Raw genomic sequence first — 24,433 nt, 5'->3', positions numbered from 1 at the left:
CACTATAACGAGAATAATTCTCATTGTCAATTGAACTTAAAATAAAAAAATGGCTCCAGAGAGAACTCCGGAGCCATTTTTTAAAAATATAAATTATTGAATTTGGTCATACAATTTCGTTAAATACGCGTACACTTCGTCAGAAGCTTGGAACATCATGACCGAGTGGCCGAAGATGGCAGCCGGGTTGAAGCCGTGATCTAAGTCGATTGTTGAAGCAATCGTTACGTCGCGATCGCTATCGAGGACGACGCGGAAGTACTTGAACTCTTGGTTGAAGTCATTGATTGCGTTTAAGATAGGAAGATCTTCGACACCGTCTGGAACGTGCGTAACGGTACGAGCGAATAACTCAACGTCCGTCGTCGTTTTACTGAAGACGATCATCATCATCGGCTCAGCGCCAGCTGGTGTTTTTTCTTGTGTCATAAAGAAAACGTGTGTTTCATTTTCACGTGCTTCCATTGGAATGCCTTTTTCGACTAAGAACGCTTGGAATGCTTCCAAGTGTTGTTGTTGAACTTCCGTTACCCCGTTTTCGTTTGTTCCTTCTTGATTACGTTCTGGGTGAAGCGGTGTGACCTTGTTGTCCTCATTCGTTTCGTTCGAGTTACGGTCCTGGTCCATTTTAAATCCCCCTTATAGATACTGTAATCTCAGTTTCAAGCATTTTAAGAGGAATTGCAACTAATGTCCGTTATCATTTAAAGAAGAAACAGTTTGAAAATAAGACAAGTATGTGAAATGTAGAGCAAACTACTTGAAACCACATACCTTAATGGGTATATTGTAAAGCATAGAGAGTACGATTCGATTTAGGAGGAAAACAGACATGAAAACAATCATTGTTGGTGGAGTAGCAGGTGGAGCGACCGCTGCAGCACGATTACGCCGGTTGGATGAAACGGCGGAAATCATTTTGTTAGAACGTGGAAAAGAGATTTCGTTCGCGAACTGTGGATTACCGTACTATATCGGGGATGTCATCAAAGACCGGAACAAGCTACTCGTCCAAACACCTGAGGGGATGCATGCCCGGTTTAACTTGGATGTTCGGAATCTGTCGGAAGCGATTCAAATCAATCGTGAACAAAAAACGGTCACAATCCGTAAAGTCGATACAGGTGAAGAATATGAGGAGTCATATGACAACTTAATTCTTTCACCAGGAGCAAAACCGATGCGTCCATCAATTCCTGGTATCGAAGAAGCGACGAACATCTTTACGTTACGTAACATTCCGGATACGGACCGGATGCGTCAATATGTCGATGAGAACCGTCCCGCACGTGCCGTCGTCATCGGTGGGGGGTTCATTGGACTCGAAATGGCAGAAAACTTGGTCGAACGTGGTGCGAAAGTCACATTGGTTGAAATGATGGATCAAGTCATGGCACCGGTCGATCCGGAAATGGCAGCCATCGTCCATGAACATCTACGCGCAAAAGGGGTCGAGTTGATTTTATCGGATGGTGTCGCCCGCTTTGAAGAGGCAGGGAGACGTGTTGTCTTGACGAGCGGCAAGACGATTGAAACGGAAATGAACATCTTGTCGATTGGTGTCATGCCGGAAAGTAACCTTGCGGCGGAAGCAAAACTTGAGTTGGGAATCAAGAATACAATCAAAGTCGATGACACGTTACGGACATCTGATCCATCGATCTTTGCGATTGGTGACGCCATCGAAGTGAAAGATTACGTGACAGGAGAGGCGATGCACGTTCCACTCGCGTGGCCGGCGAATCGTCAAGGGCGTCTCGTTGCAGACATCATCGCCGGACGCGACGTTAAATATACAGGTGCGCTCGGTACAGCCGTCGCAAAAGTATTCGATATGACGGTCGCTTCGACCGGAAATAACGAAAAACGGTTGAAACAGTCTGGTCGCCGCTATGAAGCGGTTCATCTCCATCCGGGTTCGCACGCCGGTTATTATCCGGGTGCCAGTCCAATCTCAATGAAACTCTTGTTTGATCCGATTGACGGAACGATTTACGGCGCGCAAGCGATTGGGATGACGGGTGTCGAAAAACGGATTGATGTCTTAGCGACGGCAATCAAAGGTGGATTAACGGTCCTCGACTTGCCAGACCTTGAATTATCATACGCACCACCGTATAGCTCGGCGAAAGATCCCGTCAACATGGCAGGATACATCGCTTCGAATATCGTGTTAGGGGACAGCGAAAACGTCCATTGGCATGAAATTGATCAAATCGTCGCAGCCGGCGGATTGTTACTCGATGTCCGTGAACCGTCTGAAAATGAACTCGGTTCGATTCCGGGCTCGGTCAATATCTCATTACCGACGCTTCGCACGTCCCTCGACGAGCTACCGAAGGATCAGCCGATCTACGTGACATGCCAAGTCGGATTACGGGGATATGTCGCAAGTCAGCTCCTCAAACAAAACGGCTTCGACGTGAAGAATTTGAGTGGCGGATATAAAACATGGGCGACGGTCAATCGCGATCAAGAAGCGCGAAACCAAGCACGGGAGGAAACAGCAGTGACGACGATTAAAAGTGAGCCGAAACAAGCCGTGAAAGCAGAGCAAATCACGCTGCTCGATACATGTGGATTACAGTGCCCGGGACCAATCGTTGAATTAAAAACAAAGATTGATCAACTGCAGGACGGAGACCAAGTCTTCATTAAAGCATCGGATCCTGGTTTCTTACCGGACGTCCAGGCATGGGCAACAAAGCTCGGACATACCGTCCATACGGCAGAAATGAATCAGGGAATTGTCGAAGTTTTACTTGAAAAAGGGCAAGGACAAACGGAGCAACACGTGACAACGGCACCTGTCGCAAAAGCAGATGACGCGACGATGGTCGTCTTCAGTGGTGATCTTGATAAAGCACTTGCGTCATTCGTCATCGCACAAGGTGCACAAGCGATGGGCAAACAAGTCACGATGTTCTTCACGTTCTGGGGACTGAATGTCATTCGTAAGCCGGATGCACCAGCCGTCGACAAAGCACCGATGGAACGCATGATGGGGATGATGATGCCGAAACATGCCGGTGATCTTCCATTATCCAACATGAACATGGCAGGCGCCGGTCAAAAAATGATGAAAAAAGTCATGAAGGACAAACAAGTCGATGCGCTAGAGACGATGATGGCAAAAGCGCAAGCAGCAGGCGTCCGGATGATTGCGTGTACGATGTCGATGGACATCATGGGGATTAAAAAAGAAGAATTGTTAGATGATATCGATTATGGTGGGGTCGCAAGTTATCTTGGTGCGACAGACGATGCCAACTTAAATCTATTCATCTAAAGAATCGAAAAGAGCCCTTCCGCGAAAAGTGGAGGGGCTCTAAGTGTTTGTCTAAAGATGGAGGGGGTGACTAATTCAGATGAACATCCATCCTTGTGACGGACGTTTCCGCCATCCTCACTTTCCTTGGGCGGAAGGTAAGCCGCGGCAGCCCGCATTTCATGCGGTCATGCCGGGTCTTACCTCTTCCTGACGGAAACGCGAATCACGTTTCCTTTTCCCATAGGAGTTGAGGATAAACGTTTCCGTCCTCCGTTAATCGAAATGGCCGATGATTCCACTTCCACGGAATCATCGGCCATTTCGATGTAAATGCTTCTTTTTCACGATGGCTTAGTGTGTATTTGGGACACGCATGAAAAAGTCCTGATTCCGTTTAATTGGTAGCCGTCCCTCCTTTTGAGTGAGGCCGTTCTTTTTTTGTTCGTAAACAAAAAACCTCACATCTAATGTGAGGAAATGGATAGAAATGCCTCGTAATCAGAAGTTGACTGATACAACTGTATTTGATTTTTCAAAAAAACTTTCGTATTATAGAACACATGTGAAGAAATGTTACATAAGAGAGAAGTGGGGGAGCCTGTATGGAGAAACAACTGATGGATATCGTAACGAATATTAGTGATGTATTATGGTCGAGCGTCCTGATCATCTTACTTGTTGGCTTAGGCATTTATTTTACGATTCGCATGGGATTCGTCCAATTCCGGATGTTACCTGAAATGTTACGGTTACTGTTCCAGGGAACAGATAAAGGAAAGGATGGCGTCTCACCATTCCAAGCGTTCGCGATCAGTACGGCTGCACGTGTCGGGACCGGGAACATTGCCGGTGTTGCGACAGCCATCGCACTAGGTGGACCCGGTGCCGTCTTTTGGATGTGGCTGATTGCCTTGATCGGTTCAGCGTCAGCATTCGTCGAAAGTACACTTGCTCAAATTTATAAAGTCCGTGATGAGAAGGCATGGCGTGGGGGCCCTGCCTACTACATGGAAAAAGCGCTTGGCCAACGGTGGCTCGGAATCGTCTTCAGTATCTTGATTACAATCTCGTTCGGGTTTGTCTTTAACTCGGTTCAATCGAATACGATTTCATTGTCACTTCAAAGTCAGTATGGCATCGATAAGATGTGGATCACGATTGCACTCGTTTTATTAACATCACTCGTGATTTTCGGTGGAGTACGTAGTATTGCAACGGTCTCTGCATTCCTTGTTCCGATCATGGCGGGCGGATACATTTTAATCGCCCTCTTCATTATGATTACGAATCTTGAATTGTTGCCGAACGTCTTCGGCTTGATTTTCCAAGAGGGACTTTTAGAGTTCAAGACGCTTGCTGGCGGAGCAATTGGTGCTGCAGTTCTTAACGGAATTCGTCGTGGTCTGTTCTCGAATGAAGCCGGTATGGGTTCTGCTCCGAATGCTGCTGCGACGGCTGAAGTGTCACACCCCGTCAAGCAAGGTTTGATTCAATCATTCGGTGTATTTGTTGATACGTTACTCATTTGTTCGTCAACAGCGATGATCATCCTCGTTAGTGATGTCGCGACGAAAGACGCGAACGGAAAAGCAGTTGCCGGGATCGAACTCGCGCAAAACGCACTCTCGACTCAGGTCGGAGTGTTTGCGACGACGTTCATGGCACTTGCGATCTTCTTGTTCGCATTTAGTTCAATCATCGGAAACTATTATTACGGTGAATCGAACATCAGCTTCATTAATGACAATAAAACACTGATGATGGCTTACCGTGTCATCGTACTCGGGATGATTGTCTTCGGTTCAGTCGTACAGACGGCAGGTCTTGTCTGGGCGCTTGCTGATATTTTCATGGGCTTGATGGCAGTCGTCAACTTGTATGCGATTTTCCGCTTATCTAAAATCGCGAAACTCGCACTTGATGATTACCTCGAACAACGAAAATCCGGAAAAGATCCGCGCTTTTATGCGAATTCGATTCCGAACTTACCAGGTAAAGAATCTCTTGAGGCGTGGGAAACGGACGAATCAAAAGAAAAAGCGATTTAATCAAAAAGAACCGGCATTTTGCTGGTTCTTTTTGCATGTAGACAACGTGCTATCAGAAGGTGAGAGCGTTTTTTTTCGTTGCTTTTTAGTACGCAGATTCTAAAAAAATTACTAAAGCATCGAAAAAATGGGAATAGCTATTAAAGAAACGAAGAAAGGAGAGGGAGGATGGAAAACGTACATTACGTTCGTGTCGCGGATGCCGTTTGGGATTCGTTTGGTGACGACCCGCATATCATCATGGACTGGATTCTTTTTATCCATGAGACGCAGCCGGATTATGAACAGCTATTTGCTCTGGAAGACACGGCAGCCCTCTATCACTTGATGAATCAAATCGATATCTATATCGATCAAGAGACCCATTACAACTTAGGTCGAGCGATTGTCGGTGAAGAGTTGATTGTCAACGAAACACAAGCAGCAATTGTCGGGATTCTCCCTCTTCCGTTAATCATCATCTCAGCAGAAGTCATGCGAAATTTTGATCGTCGGTCACTTGAGACGATTTATGATGAAGCGGGGCAACATGGAGAATTCGACGACGTGTGGGAACAGTTTGCTGATTTACGCGCATACTTCAGCAAGGCTGAAACGACAGAAGAGACGATTCTTATTTATTACGCTTAAAAAAAGACTGCTACGGGATAGGTCCCGTCAGCAGTCTTTCGTGTATCGGTCAGTGGATTAAAAGTCAATTTCGTCAGGGTCCGGTCCGAGGCGGACTTCTGTCGCGAGACGATCGATTTGTTCGAGGTCGTCTGCATCGAGTTGGAAATCAAACACATCGAAGTTTTCAGCAATCCGTTCTGGTGTGACTGATTTCGGAAGCGCAACGATTCCGTTATCGAGGTGCCAACGTAGAACGACTTGTGATGGGCTCTTACCATGTTTTTCAGCAATCTCTTTGAAATCATTGATTTCAAGGAACTTACCTTGCATGAGTGGGCTCCATGCTTCGACTTGAATGCTGTGATCTTGCAAGTACTCATGCAATTCATGCTGTGGAAGTTGTGGATGAAGCTCGACTTGGTTGATCATCGGCGTCATGAGTCCTTCTTCAGCAAGTGTATCGAGATGATGTTCTTTAAAGTTCGATACACCAATCGCCTTGATTTTACCTGCTTCGTAAAGCTCGACCATGGCTTTCCATGCTTCGACATAACCTTCGACCGGCCAGTGAATGAGATAAAGATCGAGATAATCGGTTTCTAGTCGCTCAAGTGACTCAGCGAAAGCCTCTTTCGTCCGTCCGGCACGAATGTCATCGTTCCAAACTTTAGACGTCAAGAAGAGTTCTTCACGTTTCACGCCGCTTTCTTTGATTCCTTTTGCGACACCACGTTCGTTTTTGTAGACGGCAGCCGTATCGATATGACGGTAACCGACGCGAAGTGCTTCTGCGACGGCAGCCGGTGCTTCCGTCTCTTCATCGACTTGCCAGACACCGAACCCGATCTGTGGAATCGTGATACCATTTGAAAGTTTTGCGTATTGCATGTATATACTCCTCCTTCAATGAAACTAGAATATGGATTTGCCTGTTCAGTTTAGCATGAACTTAGCGGAACATCTGTTTTGATGCTCATAAGCAGGGAATATAGAATGGGAAAGAGAAGAAAGTCTACTGATGCATAAACGAAGAGAGGTGTAATATCATGGTGAAATCGATTAAAAAAGTACCAAAAGGAGTTTGGACAAGCATTGCAGCACTATTAGGTGCTCAAGCCACGTTCCTCTTCCTTGGTGCCCGCAAGACAGGACGCAATCCGTGGGTATGGGGGGGAGCAGGACTCGTTCAATTTCCGCTTCCGGCGATTGCCTATTTCATTTTGAATCGTCAAGAAAAACAGAAATAAAGTGAACCCCCGTCGCAGACGAAGCGACGGGGGTTGTTTGTTTTACGACATGTTGTTTTTCTGTGCGGCATCACTCTTCCGGCGTGGGAAGCCGAAGAAGATTGCCAGTGATCCACAAACGAACAGTAAAAATGGATAGAACAAATAAGGAATCAGTTCGGGTGACGCCGTTTTCGTCAATTCAGCGGCAATCAAAAGTTGCGCTCCGTACGGGATGATTCCTTGAACACCACAGGAAAAGAGGTCGAGGATACTGGCTGACTTCTTCCGGTCGATGTCATACGTATCCGCGATTTCAGCAGCGAGCGGACCGGCGACAAGAATCGAAATCGTATTATTTGCTGTTGCGAGATTCGTTGCACTGACGAGGGCAGCCATACTGAACTCAGCTCCCCGGCGTTTCGAAATCTTTCGTGTCAGCGTTTCTTTGAGATAAGCAATTCCACCGTTATAGGTGATCAGGCTGACGAGTCCACCCATCAGCAACGTCAAGATTGAGATTTCTGCCATCCCCATCAATCCGTCAGACATCGCGAGGACAAATCCACTTACTCCGAAACTACCGTCGATCATTCCGATGATGCCTGTCAATAACGTCCCGCCGAGTAAGACGAGAATGACGTTGACACCAAAGAGTGCGAGCGCGATGACGGAAAGATACGGAATCAGCTTATAAAATTCAAATGCTTTCGCTTCGACGACATCTCCGGAACCTGACACGAAAGCGAGTAAGATGACAGTGATGACGGCAGCAGGCAAGACGATTAAAAAGTTCGTTCTGAATTTATCACGCATGTTCGTTTTTTGTGTCCGGACAGCGGCGATTGTCGTATCTGAGATAAACGATAAGTTATCACCGAACATTGCTCCACCGACGACGGCAGCAGCGGCGAGTGCGACATTGACACCCGTCGCGTCATGAATCCCGAGTGCGATCGGTGCAAGGGCAGCGATTGTGCCGGTCGAAGTTCCCATCGCCATCGAGATGAAAGCGGCAATGATGAACAATCCACTCATTAAAAGAGACTGGGGTAGGAAACTGAGTGCAGCGTTGACGGTCGCATCAATGGCTCCGATTGCATTCGCTGTTCCAGAAAATGTGCCAGCGAGTAAAAAGATGAAGACCATGATCATGATGTCCGGATTTCCGGCACCGCGGGCAATCCGCTCGACGGTCTGGTTGATGTCTCCCTTAGATGTCGCAGCAGCAAAAATCAAGGCGATTAAAGCTGCAATCAAGATGGGGAATTTGTAAAAGTCGTTATAGAAGATTCCTGCACCGATGAATAATACAAGGAAAACGAACAAGGGGAACAACGCCCATTTGTTCGGCGTAACCGTTTCGTTCATGTGAATCACTCCATTTCTTCAGCATACAAAAAAAGACCCCTTCGCAAGAAAGAAGGAGGTCTTTACTGAAAAAGACGCTCTTCTTATCTCTCAAGCCATAGCTTGCTGGATTTGGCACAGTACGAATCAATCGTCCGCTGCCGAAACATCATTGGGCCAGTCCCTCCGTTTCTCGCGATAAAAAGAAGTCATTTAGTTGTTTAGTCGTTGTTTAAAACACGTTTATTACCCTAACGTATCTTTTAATGCTTGTCAACTGTACCTTACTGCAGTGCTTGTTTGAGCGTCGTCACGTTTTCGTTCATCAAATCAAAGTACGATTGATCTTGTTGATCTTTTGCGACGGACTCGAGGTTATGAATCGTAATCGATTCGGCACCGATTTCTTTTTGGATGACACGGGCGACCTTTGGCGACACCGTCTCTTCGAAGGCGATATAGTTTAAGTCATGCATCTCTGCTTCCTTGACGATGGCAGCCAGCTGTTTTTGGGACGGTTCGTCAGACGGTGAAATACCGGCAATCGGCAGTTGCGTGAAACCGTAACGTTCCGCCAAGTACCCGTATGCGGCATGCGTGACGAGAAGCTCCTTTTTCGAACCGGAGTCAACAGCTTTTTGTAAATTTTGGTCGAGTTCATCTGCTTGTTTGTTAAAGAGTGCGAGGTTTTTATCAAACGTTTCCTTCCGGTCAGGTGCTTCCTTTGCTAACGCGGTCGTAATCGAGTCAGCCATTTTCTTGGCGTTGTTCGGGTCGAGCCAAACATGCGGATCGTATTGTCCATGATCGTGCGACTCTTCTTCAGCCTCGTGATCATCATGGTCATCGTGTGCGTCTTCTTCGTGCGTATGAAGCGAAGCGGAAGCTTCGAGTAAGTCGATATTTTTACTTGTCTCGACAAAACGAATGGAATTACCGGCTAAACTTTCCTTAATCTTTTCAGAGTACGGCTCAAGGGTTGTGCCGGTAAGTAAAAATAGATCGCCTTTCGCAATCGTCGTCAGTTGCTTCGGAGTCGGCTCATACGAATGCGGGTCGGCGCCAGGGGGAACGATTAATTCGACCTGGACGTCCTTTCCGCCGATTTCTTTGGCGATGGCTGCCGTGGCGAACGTCGACGTATAAATTTGCAATTTACCGTCTTCGTCTGAATTTGAAGTCGATGAGCCGCATGCGGCGAGCAGACTGGCAGTTACTGTCGCGATGGTTAACGCTGGAATGATTTTTTTCATATATGAACCCTCCAAGATAATTAAAACGTAATTGTTCCGATTTGGACTTTCTAACTATATCCGACGGAAATTAAAGCGTCAAGTCGGAATGTTGTGAAGTTCTAGTTCAAAATAAATCGGGTAAGAGAAGAGTAGAAGTGAAATCGGAATGAGCCTTGGAGGTGATGAGGTGAAACGTGAAACAGCATGGTTGATGGGTGGCGCCGCTATTTTGACGACGGCTGCTGCTGGTGCGAGTATTTGGAATAATTATGGAGCCTTACTCAGATGGACGGAGCCGGTCTTGCCGCTTACCGAAAAGCAATTAGCACCACGAAATCTTTTATACAAGACGGTCAATCAGCAGGACTTGACGTTAGATATCTATTATCCGCCGGGAGAAGGGCCGTTTCCGGTCGCGATTTATGCTCATGGCGGCGCATTCGTTCGTGGAAACCGTGATGATGTGTTTAGTTTTGCTCCAATCATCGACCGGTTTTTAGAACTCGGGATTGCCGTTTGCAGCATCGACTATCGTTTATTTGAGGATGGCAGCTACTTTCCGGACAACCTGGAAGATGTTCGAGATGCCTTATGTTTTTTAAATCAACAAGCGGATGAATTACGCATCGCGCGCGGTCGCATGCTTTTATGGGGTGATTCAGCAGGTGGAGCCCTAATGTTGACGACGGCGCTTGCCCCGACTGAATTTATCGGCGAACAGGCGGAGGCGCATCTTCCTTTAATCAGTGGAGTCATCGCCTTGTATCCGCCGACGAATTTTCTGTTGTTTAAATTCATTCAAACCTGGATTGCCCATATCAAGTTTTATGGGGGTGGACGTGAAGAATGGCGACAGTTGATGATGCGTGTCTCCCCGGCGACACATTTAAGTTCCGACTCGCTGCCGATCATGTTGCTGCACGGAAAAAAGGATCCGATTGTCCCGTTTGCTCAAGCACTCCACTTTGTTGAGAAGGGGGCGGATGTCGGGGCGGATGTTCGATTATTCTCTTTCCCGAATGGCACACATTCGCTGGCGAGCTTTGCCCAAACTGAAAATCCACTCAAAATTGAACGTTTGCTCGAACGAATCGAAGCCTTCAGTTGTCAAGTGCTTGTCTTACCGAAACGAGAGGCGCTTCATTAGGAAACATGATACAATCAGTCATATTTCTTTAGAAGGAGACTGCAATATGACGGAAATTTGTTTAGTACGACACGGTCAAACGGACTGGAACTTAAACGAGCGGATTCAAGGACGTGAAGATATACCGCTTAACGAGACCGGTAGAAAACAGGCGGCTCTCAGTGCTGCCTACCTGGCAGAAGAACAGTGGGACGTCTTGATTTCAAGTCCGCTATCGCGAGCTGTCGAAACTGCTGAAATCATTGGTCAATCGATCGGTCTAAGCTTGACGGAAACGGATGAACGGCTTGTCGAGCGCGAATTTGGAACGGCTTCCGGTGAACCGGTCGCCGGAATTTACGAAGCAGTGCAGGCAAATGATGCAGAGCGCGTCCCGGGGCTTGAAACGGAAGCGGAAATTCAACAGCGTGTCTTCAGTGCGGTTGAAGAACTGACAGAAAAATATCGAGGAAAACGCCTCTTAGTCGTCTGCCATTCGCATACGATTAAAGCGGCACTCTCCTCGATTGATGAGACATTCAGTTACCGGACGCCGTTAAAAAATGCATGTGCGAATTACATTCGTTTTTCCGACCGTTATGAGATTGAGCGGATTAATGTAGCGGACCATATCACAATTTGAACATCATCCTTCGACGGTTGCCGGATGTTCTTGTAAGTACTGTTTAAACGTTTCTTTCGCGATGCTCGTGATATGAGCACCACGTTTAGAGCGTCGGTCTTTATATTCTTGAATCAGCTCTTCGCCAGTAAAGTTGTCTTCGACGACTTCACGCAAAATCGATTCGGATAAATCATTTTTCATCATGACCATCTTACCGGTAAAGAGATAAGAGACGCCTTCGCTCAATTGCGTACTTTCATAAGGCGTGACGATCATGGCGGCGGGGTCATTGTCCGGCCGTGAAATCGTGATTTCAATCAAGGCGCGCAGCTTTTTCTCGAACAGTTCTTTCAAAATCGGTTGATCGGTGTCGGTGACGACGATTTCAGCGACCCACTGGGCGGTTTGGTCGGTACTCACCGTCAGCCCATCTTTAATCTGAACGGGGATTGTCGTATCTCGCCCTGATTCATCCATGAGAATACGTAATGTACACAATTTAAAGGTTTTCAAAAAGAACTCCTCCTTTTGTTGTTCGTACGTGATTTTCTTCAGTATAACGTGAGTCTGTCGCCTGCGCGAAACTTTTCGTAACGTCTTCGAGTCGAACTATGTTTAAATGGAACTAGAAATCAGAAACAGGAGGACCGTTTATTATGCCGCAAGCACTTATAGGAATATTAGGAATCGTGGGGATTATCTTACTTGCCCATCACATCATCATGTATTGGCATGCTGAGCCAAAAGATCGCCCGACGCTTGCGTACCGCATAGCGCTCCTGATCGCCTGTTTGCTTCTTATCAGTGGAAGTGATCATTTAATTAGTATCTTTTACGCCGATTCTCTTGCTGAGTTCGGTCAACGGATTACCTATATCGTCTTCATCGGAGGTGCGCTTGGTTTTGCGTGGTACTTTCGTCAACAAATGGAACAAGCGACAGCCAAAATGACTGCTCACCCAAACGAAACAGCCCACTTCAGTTGAAGGGGCTGTTTTTAGCGTATAGAAAAATGAGAGGGAGATGAAAAGGTAGCCTTTCAAGACGTCCGTCAAGAAGCTTGATTCTTGAGGCTGCTTGATTTTGTTATTTGACACCACTTGCGAGGCGTGTTTTCCGAATCATGTCGAGTTTCAGTTTCCAGAGACGGTCGCTGAACGTGACGGCATAGATTTCAGGTAGACGTAGACGTTTGTACTCTTCCCACAGGCGTCCGATTTGCTGTTCGTGGAACTGACGACTTTCTTCAATCGTCGGAACGGTATACACGAGTTCACCGTCCTTAAAGATCGGTGCAAGTAACCGTTCAACCTTAAAGTTTTCAATCCGGTTCCGGAACGACGGGTCACGGACGTCAATCAAATCGACGAAGTCGAGTTGACTCGGATCTTCATCGAGTAACGTGATGTAGTCGCCTTTGAACTTGTTCGTTTCCGGGTCGACGATGCGGTACGCCTCCTTGATATGCGGTGTCGTCGTCTTCGCTTTTGAAGACGAAACTTTGATGACGGGTGCAAGTTCGCCGTCAATTTCGCGGGCGACGAGTTTATAGACCATGCCGAGCGCCGGTTGTTCGTACGCCGTGATGCCGCGTGTTCCGACGAGGAAGGTGTTTGCCTGTGCCCCTTGGATGCGAAGGTCTTGAATGACATATTCGTCTAAATCACCAGACAGGACAATTTCGACGTCGAGTAAGCCGGCTTCATCAAGCATCTTCCGGGCGCGTTTTGATAGGTAGGATAAGTCGCCGGAATCGATTCGAATCCCGCGTAACTTATGTCCGTCTGCTGCGAGTTCTTTTGCGACCGTGATCGCGTTCGGGAGTCCGCTTTTAAGCGTATCGTACGTATCGACGAGCAGTGTCGCCTGATCCGGATAATGCGATGCGAACGTCCGGAAAGCCGTCAACTCATCATCATGAAACTGGATATCTGCATGCTCCATCGTTCCACCACATGGGATACCAAAGTCGCGGCCGGCCGACGCGAGGCTTGTCACGTCGAACCCGGCTAAATAAGAGGCACGTGTTCCGAAGTAAGCAGCATCGATTCCTTGGGCGCGGCGTGAACCGGCTTCGAGGAATTTCGCGCCTGGTGCCGACTGCCGGATCCGTGCGTATTTTGTCGCAATCAACGATTCGTGATTGGCGATGTTCAAGATGGCCGTTTGCAGTAACTTCGCCTCAAAAATCCGTGCTTCAATCCGGACTAATGGTTCGTTCGGGAAGACGATTTCGCCTTCTTTGACACTCGAGAGGGAGCCATTGAATTTAAAGTTACGTAACTCATCCTTGAATTCATCCGGGAACCCGATCATCGTTTGAAGATACGTAATGTCTTCTTCTGTGAAGTGGAGTGTCTGGATATATTCGATGATATTTTCAAGACCGGCGAAGACGACATAACCACCTTCGAATGGATTGCTGCGGTAATAGACGTCAAAAACAGCACGTTCATTATGGCGCCCTTCCTTCCAGTAGATATACATCCATCTCGGAAGATAGAGGTCAGTATGAAGTGCAAGATTACGTTGTAACATGAAGACAGATCCCTTCTTATTCGCCGACGACTTCTGCGCCGATCGATTGTTTAAAGTGTGTGAGTGCCCAGTCGTGGCCGGCCGCATTGAAGCTGGCGACGGCGTCAGCATGGACGACGATTTTATAGCCGAGATTGTACGCGTCGACAGCAGTGTGCAAGATGCAGATGTCTGTACAAACGCCGACGAGGTGAACTTCTGTGATATGCCGTTCACGAAGACGTAAATCTAGGTCCGTCCCAGCAAAGGCGCTATAGCGCGTCTTGTCGATGACATGATCCGCAACACGTGCCATCTCTGCGACCTGTCCGAATAAGTCCCGTCCGTGTGTTCCCCGAATATTATGAGGCGGGAAGAGGACGGTTTCCGGATGGAATGTGTCGCCTTCTTCATGAAGGTCGTTTGCAATGACGACATAATCGTTCGTCGAAAATTCATCCATGAGCGATGCGATGCGTCCTTCGATGAGTTGACCCGGTTTACCGCAAGTCAGCTTACCTTCATCGGCGACGAAATCAAACGTATAATCAATAACGATAAGAGCGCGCATGAGCGATAGCCCCTTTCCTGAATGGGATATAGTGTTCTCTTTCACATTGTACTCTATCTCACTTCGAAGGCAAAAGGAAGAAATCGAACGAGTAGAGGTATAAGAAGTAAGGAAAGTAGGGTATAAGGTATAGGACGAAAACGATGGTAGAGGAGGAGAATGGAATGGAACGGTTGAATGAGTATGAGGTAGAAGAACGTTTAGAAGGTCTGAATGACTGGAGCGTCGTCGATGACGAAATCGTACGCATCTACACATTGGATTCTTTTCCGGCGGCACTTGATTTTGTTCAAGAGGTCGGTTCTTTAGCAGAACACTTGAATCATCACCCGCGGATCATGATTGATTATAAACAGGTGACGCTCGCCGTGACGACACATGATGCCGGCGGGTTGACTGGGAAAGACTTCGAACTCGCGGAGGCCTGTGATGCCATCTAAACTATTCATTACATTCGGTAGCGGTAACTTTGTCGACCAAATTCGCTCGCGTGATGCTCAAATTCGGGCAGCGGGTGGAAGCGGAGAAGCATTACTCTGGATTGAAACGGACGGAAAGTCACCGTTTCAAAGCGGGAACAGCTATACACTCCTCGAAACGCGTGGTAATTTTGATGAGAAGGGGACGATTTTTTACTGGTCGATTCCGGCAGATCAAAATAGCGGCGATCTTTTCATCCATCAGGTCATGTCGGACCCGAAAGTACTCGGGGCAGAATATGGCAGTTTTCAAGCCTTACGGATTGCCCGCGTCGAACGGGCGACGGATCTCGTGTTATTGATTCAATTCAAGGACGAAGGAGATGCGTCACGTTACGCAAAATCAGTTGAACGCTTGACGGTTGATCAGTATGCTGAAGAGGCAGGGAAGTCGTTTGCGCCTTCTCCAATTATGAAACGTTATCAACTTGTACCACCATTACATTAAAATGACACAGGGGGAAGAACCAGATGAAAAAGAATTATTTTGTACTCGCAACAGTAGGTGGCGCACTAATCGGAGCAACACTCTCATTACTTCATAAAGATACACGCCAAGCACAAATCGAAGCGACGAAGCGTGCGTTTGGCGGAGCCGGCACACAACTTTCGGCAGTCAAACAAGATCCAAAAGGACGTTTTGAAGAAATTCGTGCCCTCTACACAGATAATCAAGAAACCATCCATAATCTGATTGACGATGTGAAGGATCTTGCGGAATCTTTCCGGAAGTAAGAATAAGAAAAAAGCGCCGAGTCTGTTTTCCGTAGTACGGAATCAGACAAGGCGCTTTTTTTTGTAGATTAGATGAATCGCGCGAGTAGACCGAAAACGGCAAAGGCAACGATGACATAAAACACGATGCGTCCCGTTTGACCGGATCCTGTCGAGTGAACGACATGACCACCGAACGTCGCCCGTTGACCCGTATTAAACGGACGTGTGAACGGAACAGCGCTTTTTCCGAAGATGAATCCAGCTAGGAATCCGAGGAGGAAACCATACAAGTGACCGAAGACGGAAACGTTCGAGCCGATCAGTGTAAAGACGGCCGTGATGGCACTAAAGATGTAGACGAGTCGTGCATCTTCGACAGAAATGATCGTCCGACGAAAACGACCGAGATAAACGTAAAAGCCAAGCAAACCTAAGATGGCTCCAGATGCTCCCGCCTGTCCATAAAATAAGTTATCGCTCAACGTGACATACGTCAACACGTTAGCGAGCGTTCCTACAAGCAAGTAAAAGATGGCAAATTTCACATGCCCGATCATCCGCTCGAGCGCAGGAGCGAAAATAATCAACGCAAACGTATTAAAGGCAATGTGCCAAAAATCGTAGTGTAAAAATGTCGCCGTGACGACACGCCACCATTCGCCATTCGCGATGAATAAATTAATCGCTGAACCATAACTGAGGGGAGAGAAACCAAAGCCGAGTAACTGATTCAACTGCTCGATGACAAACAGAGCGACTTGGATTAAAATGAACAACGAAACGACCGGATAAGAACGTGTGAACGTTTGTAGATTTTCCGTTCGACTAAACATGACAACACCTCGCTTCACTTTCATTCTATATGAAGTGGACGAAGAATAGAACTGTGGAGGCGTAGGGAATGATTTATGGTATCGGTCTTGACTTGATTGAATTAGAACGCGTTCGTCTGACACTCGAACGTCAACCCCGGATGCTGACACGTATTTTGACGGATCGTGAACAAGCGCGGTATGAAACATTGGCGAACGGACGCCGACTTGAATATCTCGCGGGACGGTTCGCTGCAAAAGAAGCGTTTGTCAAAGCACTCGGCACGGGGATTGGGCGAGAAGTGTCTTGGCGCGATCTTGAAGTACTAAATGAAACATCAGGTCGCCCTATCATGACGGGGCCGTTTGACGGTATGATTCATGTATCGATTACGCATTCGGATCATTATGCGGCAGCACAAGTCTTATTAGAAAAGAGGGATGGCGATGTACCGACCGACGTGGATTGAAATTGATCGTGCTGCGATTGCACACAATGTACGCGAGATAAAGGCAAGAATCGGCGACCAATCGATGATGGCCGTCGTCAAAGCGGATGGCTACGGGCACGGTGCGATCACTGTGGCAGAAATTGCATTGGAAAACGGGGCTGACTTACTTGGCGTCGCTCTTCTTGAAGAAGCAATCGAGCTGCGCGAAGCAGGTATCCAAGCACCGATTCTCATGCTCGAGACGTTATTGCCGGAGCATGTCTCCGTCGCTTCGAATTATGATGTGGCGGTTCCTGTATTTTCAGCCGAGTGGTTACGGCAAGCAAAACAACATCTGACGGAAATCGATTCGCTTCGGATTCATATTAAGGTCGATAGTGGGATGGGACGGCTCGGTCTGCAAACGATGCAAGAACTGGATGAACTTTTAATGGAGCTCGATTCTGATTTGCTTGAGCTCGAAGGAATTTATACACATTTCGCGACAGCGGACGAACTGTCGAGCCGTCTGTTCGAACAGCAACGGACGGCGTTTCTCGGCTTCGTCGAACGCGTACCGCACGTGCGATATATCCATGCTGCGAATTCTGCTGCTGCGATTCGACTCGCAGGTCAGGATGACCCGTTTAATATCGTCCGCATCGGGATTGCCCTTTACGGCGCGATGCCGTCTGACGAGATGATTCCATATTATGATTTCCTTCAGCCGGCATTTTCGTTGAAGAGTCAGCTGATGCAAGTCAAGTGCGTCGAACCCGGACAGACGATCAGTTATGGGGCGACGTACACGGCACCGACGGACGAATGGATCGGGACCGTCCCGATCGGCTACGCCGATGGGTGGTCGCGACGTTTTCAAGGGTACTCACTCATCGTAGATGGTCAACCGTGTGAAATCGTCGGTCGTGTCTGTATGGACCGGTTAATGATTCGTTTACCGCAGGAATACCCTGTCGGCACAGAAGTGACGTTAATTGGAACGGGCGCGCCGATTGATGAAGCAGCCCACTGGTTAGGGACGATTAACTATGAAGTCCTTTGTCAATTTTCAAAACGTGTGCCGCGAAAATAAATTTAAAAAACCATCAATATGATGGCAAAAAAATGTTATTTCTTTGAATTTTGATTGTATTTTCTGAATTCGACTGATATATTGAAGTAGAAAGTGAGTCGTTCGTTAAGGTTTCAGTGAATCTGGAGGTGCCATTATCTTGGTCCAACAACGGGAAAAGCAGTTTGTTGAGCGAAATGTAGCGAAGGAGACGATTGGGATGAAGTCGAACCATACGACCGAAGAACGCAAGCGTCAGCTACGTGAGGAATTGAAGCGTGGTTACGAAGAAATGGCAGCAATCAATTTATCAATCGTTGGTGAAATGTTCCAGATTGAAACGGAGGCGGAGTTCTCGCTCCTACGTCAAGTAAGCGGGGTGTAAGCTTTGATAGTCAAACGTGGCGACGTGTTTTATGCAAATTTGTCACCTGTGGTCGGATCGGAACAAGGAGGAGTACGTCCTGTCCTTGTCCTACAAAATGATATTGGTAACCGATTCAGCCCTACTGTTATCGTGGCTGCGATCACGGCACAGATCGACAAAGCCAAACTACCGACCCATGTGGAAGTATATCGAGAGCGACACGGATTAGAACGTGATTCGGTCATCCTACTTGAGCAGGTCCGTACGATCGATAAGCGCCGTCTGACGGATAAGGTGACACACCTGGATCCTGAGACGATGATGAAAGTGAATAGTGCCGTTGCAATCAGCTTAGGCTTGATTGATTTTTAGGCACCTACATAGAAGCACGAGAAGAGTCGATACATTTGTATGCGACTTTTTTTGACTAAATTTTTAAAAATAGGTTTAGAAGTGTTTTAATGCGGGAAATATACTTAAGTGACTTTTTTTAAGGAGCCACTTTATTTACAATCAACTGATGAAACAGAGAGAAATCATATAGCATATTTCCTTGAGGAGGAACTTGAAGATGGATTTAACAATTAGAACAGAGCAACTAGATGGTCAGACGCATCTCTATATCGTAGGAGAGATTGATACGTATACGGCACCAAAACTTCGTCAAGAACTCGTTCCCGCTGTAGAAGCAAATGATGTCGTCGTTCACTTGGATGAAATTCATTACATGGATTCGACAGGTCTCGGTGTATTCGTCGGAGCGCTTAAAGCATCGAAGAAAAACGGTACATCGTTTACGCTTGTTGGTGTTTCAGAACGTATTCGTCGTCTTTTTGAAATTACAGGTCTTTCAAGCATCATTACAATCGACAGTGGTGTACGAGGTGGTACGCAATGAAAAACGAACAACTTGAAATGACACTACCTGCAAAACCTGAATACGTGGCAATCGCGCGTTTGACGGTTTCAGGTGTCGCAAACCGCATGGGCTATACGTATGATGATATCGAAGACATCAAAATTGCTGTTTCTGAAGCATGTGCGAATGCTGTTCAACATGCTTATGAAGACCAGCAAGACGGATCAATGGGCTTAACATGTAACGTTTACCCGGACGATCGTCTTGAAATCATCGTCAAAGACAACGGTGTGACATTTGATAAAGATAGCGTCAAACGCCAAAGTGAACCAATTACGGATTCGCACGATCTAGACTCACTGCATGAGGGGGGACTAGGGATCTTGATGATTGAGGCATTGATGGATCAAGTCACGATCGAAAAAGCAAACGGCGTCACTGTCCATATGACAAAATATATGAATAGAGATGAGGTGGGTCAAAGTGCCAGCAAAGTCTCAACAACGCCATCACAGTGATGACGAAGTCCTTCGACTGATTGATCTGTATCAACAAGATGACCAAGATGAAGAAGTCCATGCCGCGCTACTCGCCCGTTACTCGGATCTCGTCGAGGCACTCGCCCGTAAATTCTCACGTGGCCGTCCGATTCATGATGATCTCGTTCAAGTCGGGATGATTGGATTGCTTGCCGCGCTTCGTCGTTTCGATAAAGAGTTTGGGCGAAGTTTCGAATCGTTCGCTGTCCCAACAATCATCGGGGAAATCAAGCGATTCATTCGCGATAAAACATGGAGCGTCCATGTTCCGCGTCGAATTAAAGAGCTAGGTCCGAAGATTAAGAAGGCTGTCGAAGAATTGACGACTGAACTACAACGTTCACCGCGAATCGACGAAATCGCTGCGCGTCTTGAAGTGTCAGAGGAGGAAGTGCTCGAAACACTCGAAATGGGTAAAAGCTATCAAGCGTTATCCGTTGATAGCTCGATTGAAGCGGATCAAGAGGGCAGCACGGTCACTTTACTTGATTTAGTCGGTAACCAGGAAAATGGTTATGACTCGGTCGACCAAAAGCTGATTCTTGAAAAAGCATTTGCTGTACTGACAGACCGTGAGCGTTCGATTCTTGAATGTGCGTATTACCGCAACATGAGCCAAAAAGAAACGGGAGAACTTCTCGGTATTTCGCAAATGCACGTTTCGCGTTTACAACGCCGGGCGTTGCAGAAATTACGAGAAGCGATCAAAGTAGAACCGAATGAAGTATTCTCGAAAGACTGATGCCATGGCGTCAGTCTTTTTTTCTGTCGATTCTTCGGTATAATGAGGGGGAGGTGAGGAAAAATGGAGAAGAGAATCGCAACAGAATTGAATTTACGACCCCAGCAAGTGAAAGCCGTCTTACAGTTGACGGAAGATGGAGGAACAATTCCATTCATCGCACGTTATCGTAAAGAGCAAACTGGTGAGCTCGACGAAGTCGAAATCAAGGCGATCCTCGATCGACATAAAAGCATCACGCAACTCGAAACTAAACGTGACGATGTCCTTCGGAAAATCGAAGAGCAGGGTGTGATGACCGAGGCATTGAATCAAGCGTTGCGTGAAGCGACGACGTTACAACAGATTGAAGACCTATACTTACCGTTCCGTCCGAAACGACGGACGAAAGCGGAAATTGCACGAGAGGCAGGGCTCGCGCCACTCGCAGAGTGGCTCCGTTCGCCGAAACCCTATGAAGAAGCGGGCTTCAAAAAATTGTTCGCAGGGCTTGAAGAAGCAGAGGCAGTCGCTGGTGCAGAAGCAATCATCACGGAAGAGTGGGGCGAACAAGCAACTGTCCGCGATTACATTCGTCAAGTGACACACCGTGCGGCAGAAATCGTGACGAAACAAAAAAAGGATGCCGTCGATGAGAAAAAGGTCTTTGCCCAGTACTATGAGTACAACGAGCGGGTCCGCCAAATCGTACCGCACCGGATTTTAGCAATCAACCGAGCAGAAGCCTTGAAAATCGTGTCCGTGAAAGTCGTGTTAGACGAGCAGCAAGTATTGCCATACTTACTTCGTCCTTTTAATCGGTTGCCCGAACAAAAGCGCCTGCTTGTTGAAGAAGCAGTCAAAACAGGATATAAAAAATCTGTTTTCCCGGCAATTGAGCGTGAAATCCGAAATGAATTGACGGAGAAGGCGGAGAACCAAGCGATTGAAGTCTTTGGTAAAAACTTGCGCCAACTCTATATGCAACCACCAATGAAAGGGAAAGTCATGTTAGGACTCGACCCGGCTTACCGGACAGGGTGTAAGTGGGCAGTCATTGATCCGACGGGTGAATTAAAAGAAGTCGGCGTTATTTACGTCACGATGTCTGAGCAAAAAGCGAAGGAAGCCCGTACTAAATTATCAGAACTGGTGAAGAAATATGGTGTCGAGCTGATAGCGATTGGCAACGGGACGGCATCCCGTGAAACCGAGTCCTTTGTAGCGGACTGGATTAAAGGGCATACGGAAGTCGCTTTTACGATCGTCGACGAAGCGGGCGCAAGTATTTACTCGGCTTCAGAAATCGCACGGACGGAGTTCCCGGACCTCCAAGTCGAGCAACGTTCAGCGATCTCGATTGCCCGTCGTCTTCAAGATCCGTTAGCTGAACTTGTTAAAGTCGATCCTCAATCAGTCGGGGTCGGTCAGTACCAGCATGACGTGACACAAGTGAAATTAAAGGAGACACTCGACTTTGTCGTTGAGACCGTCGTTAACCAAGTCGGTGTCGATGTGAATACGGCGTCTGAGTCCCTGCTCGGGTATGTAGCGGGAATCACGAAGGCGACAGCGAAAAAAATCGTCGAACGCCGTTCCGAACTCGGGGCATTTGCTTCACGAAAAGAACTGTTAAAAGTGCCGCGTCTCGGAGCGAAAGCATACGAGCAGGCAGCCGGTTTCCTTCGTATTCCTGAAGGGACGCATCCGCTGGACCGGACACCGATTCACCCGGAACAGTATAAAACTGTCGAACAACTGTTTAAGCAGCTTCAGTTAGCGCTGACGACCGTCGGGACGGAAGAACTCCGCACGAAGTTAGCGGAACTTCCAGTGAAGGATACGGCAGAACAACTCGAGATTGGTGAACCGACGCTCCGGGATATCATTGAAGCCTTGCAGCGTCCGGAGCGTGATCCGCGGGAGGCACTGGATAAACCGATTTTACGACAAGATGTGTTATCACTGGACATGATTCAAGTCGGAATGGAGTTCCAAGGGACCGTCCGGAACGTGCTCGACTTTGGAGCATTCGTCGACATCGGTGTAAAGGAAAGTGGACTCGTCCACATCTCGAAGTTAAGTAACCGACGCGTCAAACACCCGCTCGACGTAATCGCCGTCGGAGAAATCGTGACGGTCTGGGTGACGAGTGTCGAACCGGAACGTGGCAGAATCGGTTTAACGATGGTCAGTCCATCATGACGAACGAACAATTACAGCAATACGTCGAGCAGCTTTCGCTCGACGTGTTTGCTTTACCGTTTAGACACAAGGCCGTTTTTAATGAAAGACTACGCACGACAGGTGGCCGTTATTTTTTGACGGATCATCATCTTGACTTTAATCGACGCTATGTAACGGACGCCAAAACCTTTCGTGGCATCGTAGTTCATGAACTTTGTCACTATCATCTTCACCTCGCAGGACGGGGACATCGTCATCAAGACCAAGACTTTAAAGACTGGTTGATGAAGTATGGTGGCTTACGGTACAGTCCGCGATTAGACGGAGACGAAAAAAAATCGCATCAATACGAATGTCATAAATGCGGTACATTATATAGAAGGAAAAGAAAGATGAATCCGGAGAAGTACCGCTGTGGGAAGTGTCGTGGAAAGATTTTTTACAAAAGTAGTTGACGTTCATTTCGGAGCGTGATAAATTATAGAAGTCGTCAAAACGACAGCAACTAAACAACTTATCGTCACTAAAAACTTTTTTAAAAAAGCATTGACGGCAAGAAAGAAAGTTGCTACTATATAAAAGTGCTCCGAAACGAACACAACATTCCGCAATAGCTCAGTGGTAGAGCAACCGGCTGTTAACCGGTAGGTCGTAGGTTCAAATCCTACTTGCGGAGCCATTATCTTTTGGAGATGTACCCAAGTGGCTATAAGGGGCGCCCCTGCTAAGGGTGTAGGCCGGGAAACTGGTGCGAGGGTTCGAATCCCTCCATCTCCGCCAGACCTCTTATGTGAAAATGTTACTTGAGAATAATTATTGCATATTTTATGGCCCGTTGGTCAAGCGGTTAAGACACCGCCCTTTCACGGCGGTATCACGGGTTCGATTCCCGTACGGGTCACCATAATGGAGGATTAGCTCAGCTGGGAGAGCATCTGCCTTACAAGCAGAGGGTCGGCGGTTCGATCCCGTCATCCTCCACCATTTTCAATTTCATACTTAACGTAACAAAAATGTGGTCCTGTGGTGTAGCGGTTAACATGCCTGCCTGTCACGCAGGAGATCGCGGGTTCGAATCCCGTCAGGACCGCCATTTTTGGGCTGTGGCCAAGTGGTAAGGCACTGGATTTTGATTCCAGCATGCGAAGGTTCGATCCCTTCCAGCCCAGTTTTCTCGTGTCATTAGCTCAGTTGGTAGAGCATCTGACTTTTAATCAGAGGGTCGCAGGTTCGAATCCTGCATGACACACCATTTTAAATTTTAATATTGCGGTCGTGGCGGAATGGTAGACGCGCTAGGTTGAGGGCCTAGTGGTGGCAACACTGTGGAGGTTCAAGTCCTCTCGACCGCACCATATCGCACCCTTAGCTCAGCTGGATAGAGTACTTGACTACGAATCAAGGGGTCGGGAGTTCGAATCTCTCAGGGTGCACCATATTTTGTTTGCTTTTGACGGGCCTATAGCTCAGCTGGTTAGAGCGCACGCCTGATAAGCGTGAGGTCGGTGGTTCGAGTCCACTTAGGCCCACCATTTTTCAAAACAAACGATGACGAACTTTGAAAACTGAACGATGAGGCAAAAACGTATCTTCGGATACAAACAATGAATGAAGCGCAAGCTTCGTCAACGTGACTTTTAGTCACAAAAACGAGCAAGTCAAACACTT

General features: G+C 47.4%; 27 protein-coding genes, 10 tRNA genes and 1 riboswitch. Of the genes, 29 read left to right on the top strand and 8 right to left on the bottom strand.

Annotated features, from left to right (window positions below):
- Positions 1 to 93: 93 nt before the first annotated feature.
- A complete protein-coding gene (locus tag KNP98_RS06795; protein ID WP_088838088.1) occupies positions 94 to 627 on the bottom strand; it encodes a type III secretion system chaperone family protein in 534 nt (177 codons plus the stop codon).
- Between the two features lie 205 nt (positions 628 to 832).
- Between KNP98_RS06795 and KNP98_RS06790 the strand changes: the two genes are divergently transcribed.
- The 3 genes from KNP98_RS06790 to KNP98_RS06780 all read left to right on the top strand — a co-directional run bounded on the left by KNP98_RS06790 (position 833) and on the right by KNP98_RS06780 (position 5,949).
- Positions 833 to 3,289: a CoA-disulfide reductase gene (locus KNP98_RS06790; protein WP_214810967.1), complete on the top strand. Its 2,457-nt coding sequence runs from the start codon at positions 833 to 835 to the stop codon at positions 3,287 to 3,289.
- Positions 3,290 to 3,873: 584 nt separating this feature from the next.
- Entirely contained in the window at positions 3,874 to 5,319 is a 1,446-nt protein-coding gene (locus tag KNP98_RS06785) for an alanine/glycine:cation symporter family protein (RefSeq protein ID WP_088838085.1), read from the top strand.
- Between the two features lie 168 nt (positions 5,320 to 5,487).
- The gene (locus KNP98_RS06780) at positions 5,488 to 5,949 is read left to right on the top strand and encodes a hypothetical protein (RefSeq protein ID WP_088838083.1); all 462 of its coding nucleotides are present in this window, start codon (positions 5,488 to 5,490) and stop codon (positions 5,947 to 5,949) included.
- 57 nt (positions 5,950 to 6,006) lie between these two features.
- Here the strand turns inward: KNP98_RS06780 and KNP98_RS06775 are convergent, their stop codons facing one another.
- Positions 6,007 to 6,819 (bottom strand): aldo/keto reductase, encoded by an 813-nt coding sequence (locus KNP98_RS06775; RefSeq protein ID WP_088838082.1) that lies wholly within the window; start codon positions 6,817 to 6,819, stop codon positions 6,007 to 6,009.
- A gap of 158 nt (positions 6,820 to 6,977) precedes the next feature.
- Here KNP98_RS06775 and KNP98_RS06770 point away from each other — a divergent pair, with 158 nt between their 5' ends.
- Positions 6,978 to 7,178, top strand: coding sequence for a hypothetical protein (locus tag KNP98_RS06770; RefSeq protein ID WP_088838080.1), 201 nt, complete (start codon positions 6,978 to 6,980; stop codon positions 7,176 to 7,178).
- A 42-nt stretch (positions 7,179 to 7,220) separates the two neighbouring features.
- Here the strand turns inward: KNP98_RS06770 and KNP98_RS06765 are convergent, their stop codons facing one another.
- The gene (locus KNP98_RS06765) at positions 7,221 to 8,528 is read right to left on the bottom strand and encodes a Na+/H+ antiporter NhaC family protein (protein ID WP_214771674.1); all 1,308 of its coding nucleotides are present in this window, start codon (positions 8,526 to 8,528) and stop codon (positions 7,221 to 7,223) included.
- An 80-nt stretch (positions 8,529 to 8,608) separates the two neighbouring features.
- Positions 8,609 to 8,712, bottom strand: a riboswitch (SAM riboswitch).
- 79 nt (positions 8,713 to 8,791) lie between these two features.
- Entirely contained in the window at positions 8,792 to 9,760 is a 969-nt protein-coding gene (locus tag KNP98_RS06760) for a metal ABC transporter solute-binding protein, Zn/Mn family (RefSeq protein WP_088838076.1), read from the bottom strand.
- 169 nt (positions 9,761 to 9,929) lie between these two features.
- Between KNP98_RS06760 and KNP98_RS06755 the strand changes: the two genes are divergently transcribed.
- Together KNP98_RS06755 and KNP98_RS06750 are read left to right on the top strand one after the other, a co-directional pair.
- Positions 9,930 to 10,889 carry an alpha/beta hydrolase fold domain-containing protein gene (locus tag KNP98_RS06755; RefSeq protein WP_214810965.1) on the top strand — a complete coding sequence of 320 codons (960 nt, stop codon included), beginning with the start codon at positions 9,930 to 9,932 and terminating at the stop codon, positions 10,887 to 10,889.
- A gap of 46 nt (positions 10,890 to 10,935) precedes the next feature.
- Positions 10,936 to 11,511 (top strand): histidine phosphatase family protein, encoded by a 576-nt coding sequence (locus KNP98_RS06750; protein WP_088838073.1) that lies wholly within the window; start codon positions 10,936 to 10,938, stop codon positions 11,509 to 11,511.
- 3 nt (positions 11,512 to 11,514) lie between these two features.
- On the opposite strand, the gene KNP98_RS06745 is transcribed toward KNP98_RS06750, so the two are convergent.
- On the bottom strand, positions 11,515 to 12,006 hold the full coding sequence (locus tag KNP98_RS06745) for a YwpF family protein (RefSeq protein ID WP_088838072.1): 492 nt from the start codon (positions 12,004 to 12,006) through the stop codon (positions 11,515 to 11,517).
- Between the two features lie 143 nt (positions 12,007 to 12,149).
- On the opposite strand from KNP98_RS06745, the gene KNP98_RS06740 reads away from it, so the two are divergent.
- Entirely contained in the window at positions 12,150 to 12,479 is a 330-nt protein-coding gene (locus tag KNP98_RS06740) for a hypothetical protein (protein WP_088838070.1), read from the top strand.
- A gap of 100 nt (positions 12,480 to 12,579) precedes the next feature.
- Here KNP98_RS06740 and KNP98_RS06735 read toward each other — a convergent pair whose 3' ends face one another.
- Positions 12,580 to 14,031, bottom strand: a complete 1,452-nt coding sequence (locus KNP98_RS06735) for a nicotinate phosphoribosyltransferase (RefSeq protein ID WP_088838068.1) — start codon at positions 14,029 to 14,031, stop codon at positions 12,580 to 12,582.
- A 16-nt stretch (positions 14,032 to 14,047) separates the two neighbouring features.
- The gene (locus tag KNP98_RS06730) at positions 14,048 to 14,581 is read right to left on the bottom strand and encodes a cysteine hydrolase family protein (protein ID WP_029331926.1); all 534 of its coding nucleotides are present in this window, start codon (positions 14,579 to 14,581) and stop codon (positions 14,048 to 14,050) included.
- Between the two features lie 164 nt (positions 14,582 to 14,745).
- Here KNP98_RS06730 and KNP98_RS06725 point away from each other — a divergent pair, with 164 nt between their 5' ends.
- The 3 genes from KNP98_RS06725 to KNP98_RS06715 are packed head-to-tail and all read left to right on the top strand — an operon-like array spanning position 14,746 to position 15,795.
- Entirely contained in the window at positions 14,746 to 15,021 is a 276-nt protein-coding gene (locus KNP98_RS06725) for a 4a-hydroxytetrahydrobiopterin dehydratase (RefSeq protein ID WP_029331924.1), read from the top strand.
- Positions 15,011 to 15,508 (top strand): hypothetical protein, encoded by a 498-nt coding sequence (locus KNP98_RS06720; protein ID WP_214766433.1) that lies wholly within the window; start codon positions 15,011 to 15,013, stop codon positions 15,506 to 15,508. The genes KNP98_RS06725 and KNP98_RS06720 overlap by 11 nt, the downstream gene beginning before the upstream one ends.
- 23 nt (positions 15,509 to 15,531) lie before the next feature.
- A complete protein-coding gene (locus tag KNP98_RS06715) occupies positions 15,532 to 15,795 on the top strand; it encodes a hypothetical protein (RefSeq protein ID WP_088838065.1) in 264 nt (87 codons plus the stop codon).
- Positions 15,796 to 15,863: 68 nt separating this feature from the next.
- On the opposite strand, the gene KNP98_RS06710 is transcribed toward KNP98_RS06715, so the two are convergent.
- Positions 15,864 to 16,610, bottom strand: a complete 747-nt coding sequence (locus KNP98_RS06710) for a rhomboid family intramembrane serine protease (RefSeq protein WP_159172340.1) — start codon at positions 16,608 to 16,610, stop codon at positions 15,864 to 15,866.
- Positions 16,611 to 16,678: 68 nt separating this feature from the next.
- On the opposite strand from KNP98_RS06710, the gene acpS reads away from it, so the two are divergent.
- The 19 genes from acpS (at position 16,679) to KNP98_RS06615 (ending at position 24,297) form a co-directional block, all read left to right on the top strand.
- The gene (gene acpS / locus KNP98_RS06705) at positions 16,679 to 17,059 is read left to right on the top strand and encodes a holo-ACP synthase (protein WP_088838061.1); all 381 of its coding nucleotides are present in this window, start codon (positions 16,679 to 16,681) and stop codon (positions 17,057 to 17,059) included.
- Entirely contained in the window at positions 17,037 to 18,113 is a 1,077-nt protein-coding gene (gene alr / locus KNP98_RS06700; RefSeq protein ID WP_214810963.1) for an alanine racemase, read from the top strand. Before acpS ends, alr begins: the two co-directional genes overlap by 23 nt.
- Positions 18,114 to 18,252: 139 nt before the next feature.
- Positions 18,253 to 18,477 carry a hypothetical protein gene (locus KNP98_RS06695; protein ID WP_012371670.1) on the top strand — a complete coding sequence of 75 codons (225 nt, stop codon included), beginning with the start codon at positions 18,253 to 18,255 and terminating at the stop codon, positions 18,475 to 18,477.
- Between the two features lie 3 nt (positions 18,478 to 18,480).
- Entirely contained in the window at positions 18,481 to 18,831 is a 351-nt protein-coding gene (locus KNP98_RS06690; RefSeq protein ID WP_029331914.1) for a type II toxin-antitoxin system PemK/MazF family toxin, read from the top strand.
- A 199-nt stretch (positions 18,832 to 19,030) separates the two neighbouring features.
- Positions 19,031 to 19,357, top strand: coding sequence for an STAS domain-containing protein (locus KNP98_RS06685; RefSeq protein WP_088838058.1), 327 nt, complete (start codon positions 19,031 to 19,033; stop codon positions 19,355 to 19,357).
- A complete protein-coding gene (gene rsbW, locus KNP98_RS06680; RefSeq protein WP_029331912.1) occupies positions 19,354 to 19,836 on the top strand; it encodes an anti-sigma B factor RsbW in 483 nt (160 codons plus the stop codon). Before KNP98_RS06685 ends, rsbW begins: the two co-directional genes overlap by 4 nt.
- Complete coding sequence (gene sigB, locus KNP98_RS06675) at positions 19,802 to 20,599, top strand: RNA polymerase sigma factor SigB (RefSeq protein ID WP_012371666.1); 798 nt, start codon at positions 19,802 to 19,804, stop codon at positions 20,597 to 20,599. The genes rsbW and sigB overlap by 35 nt, the downstream gene beginning before the upstream one ends.
- 63 nt (positions 20,600 to 20,662) lie before the next feature.
- On the top strand, positions 20,663 to 22,783 hold the full coding sequence (locus KNP98_RS06670) for a Tex family protein (protein ID WP_214810961.1): 2,121 nt from the start codon (positions 20,663 to 20,665) through the stop codon (positions 22,781 to 22,783).
- Positions 22,780 to 23,220, top strand: coding sequence for a SprT family protein (locus KNP98_RS06665; protein ID WP_088838056.1), 441 nt, complete (start codon positions 22,780 to 22,782; stop codon positions 23,218 to 23,220). Before KNP98_RS06670 ends, KNP98_RS06665 begins: the two co-directional genes overlap by 4 nt.
- Before the next feature lie 149 nt (positions 23,221 to 23,369).
- Positions 23,370 to 23,444: transfer RNA gene (locus tag KNP98_RS06660), tRNA-Asn, on the top strand.
- 9 nt (positions 23,445 to 23,453) lie between these two features.
- Positions 23,454 to 23,545: transfer RNA gene (locus KNP98_RS06655), tRNA-Ser, on the top strand.
- A 49-nt stretch (positions 23,546 to 23,594) separates the two neighbouring features.
- Positions 23,595 to 23,669: transfer RNA gene (locus KNP98_RS06650), tRNA-Glu, on the top strand.
- Between the two features lie 4 nt (positions 23,670 to 23,673).
- Positions 23,674 to 23,749: transfer RNA gene (locus KNP98_RS06645), tRNA-Val, on the top strand.
- Between the two features lie 33 nt (positions 23,750 to 23,782).
- A tRNA-Asp gene (locus KNP98_RS06640) sits at positions 23,783 to 23,858 on the top strand.
- 4 nt (positions 23,859 to 23,862) lie between these two features.
- A tRNA-Gln gene (locus KNP98_RS06635) sits at positions 23,863 to 23,934 on the top strand.
- A 7-nt stretch (positions 23,935 to 23,941) separates the two neighbouring features.
- Positions 23,942 to 24,017 (top strand) — tRNA-Lys (locus KNP98_RS06630).
- A gap of 17 nt (positions 24,018 to 24,034) precedes the next feature.
- Positions 24,035 to 24,120 (top strand) — tRNA-Leu (locus KNP98_RS06625).
- 4 nt (positions 24,121 to 24,124) lie between these two features.
- Positions 24,125 to 24,201 (top strand) — tRNA-Arg (locus KNP98_RS06620).
- Positions 24,202 to 24,220: 19 nt separating this feature from the next.
- A tRNA-Ile gene (locus tag KNP98_RS06615) sits at positions 24,221 to 24,297 on the top strand.
- Positions 24,298 to 24,433 lie beyond the last annotated feature (136 nt).

Source organism: Exiguobacterium sp. s127, from assembly GCF_018618695.1.
In the GTDB taxonomy this organism is placed as follows: domain Bacteria; phylum Bacillota; class Bacilli; order Exiguobacteriales; family Exiguobacteriaceae; genus Exiguobacterium_A; species Exiguobacterium_A oxidotolerans.
The sequence above is the reverse complement of the archived record's forward strand: the minus strand, read 5'-3'. Positions and strand labels throughout refer to the sequence as shown.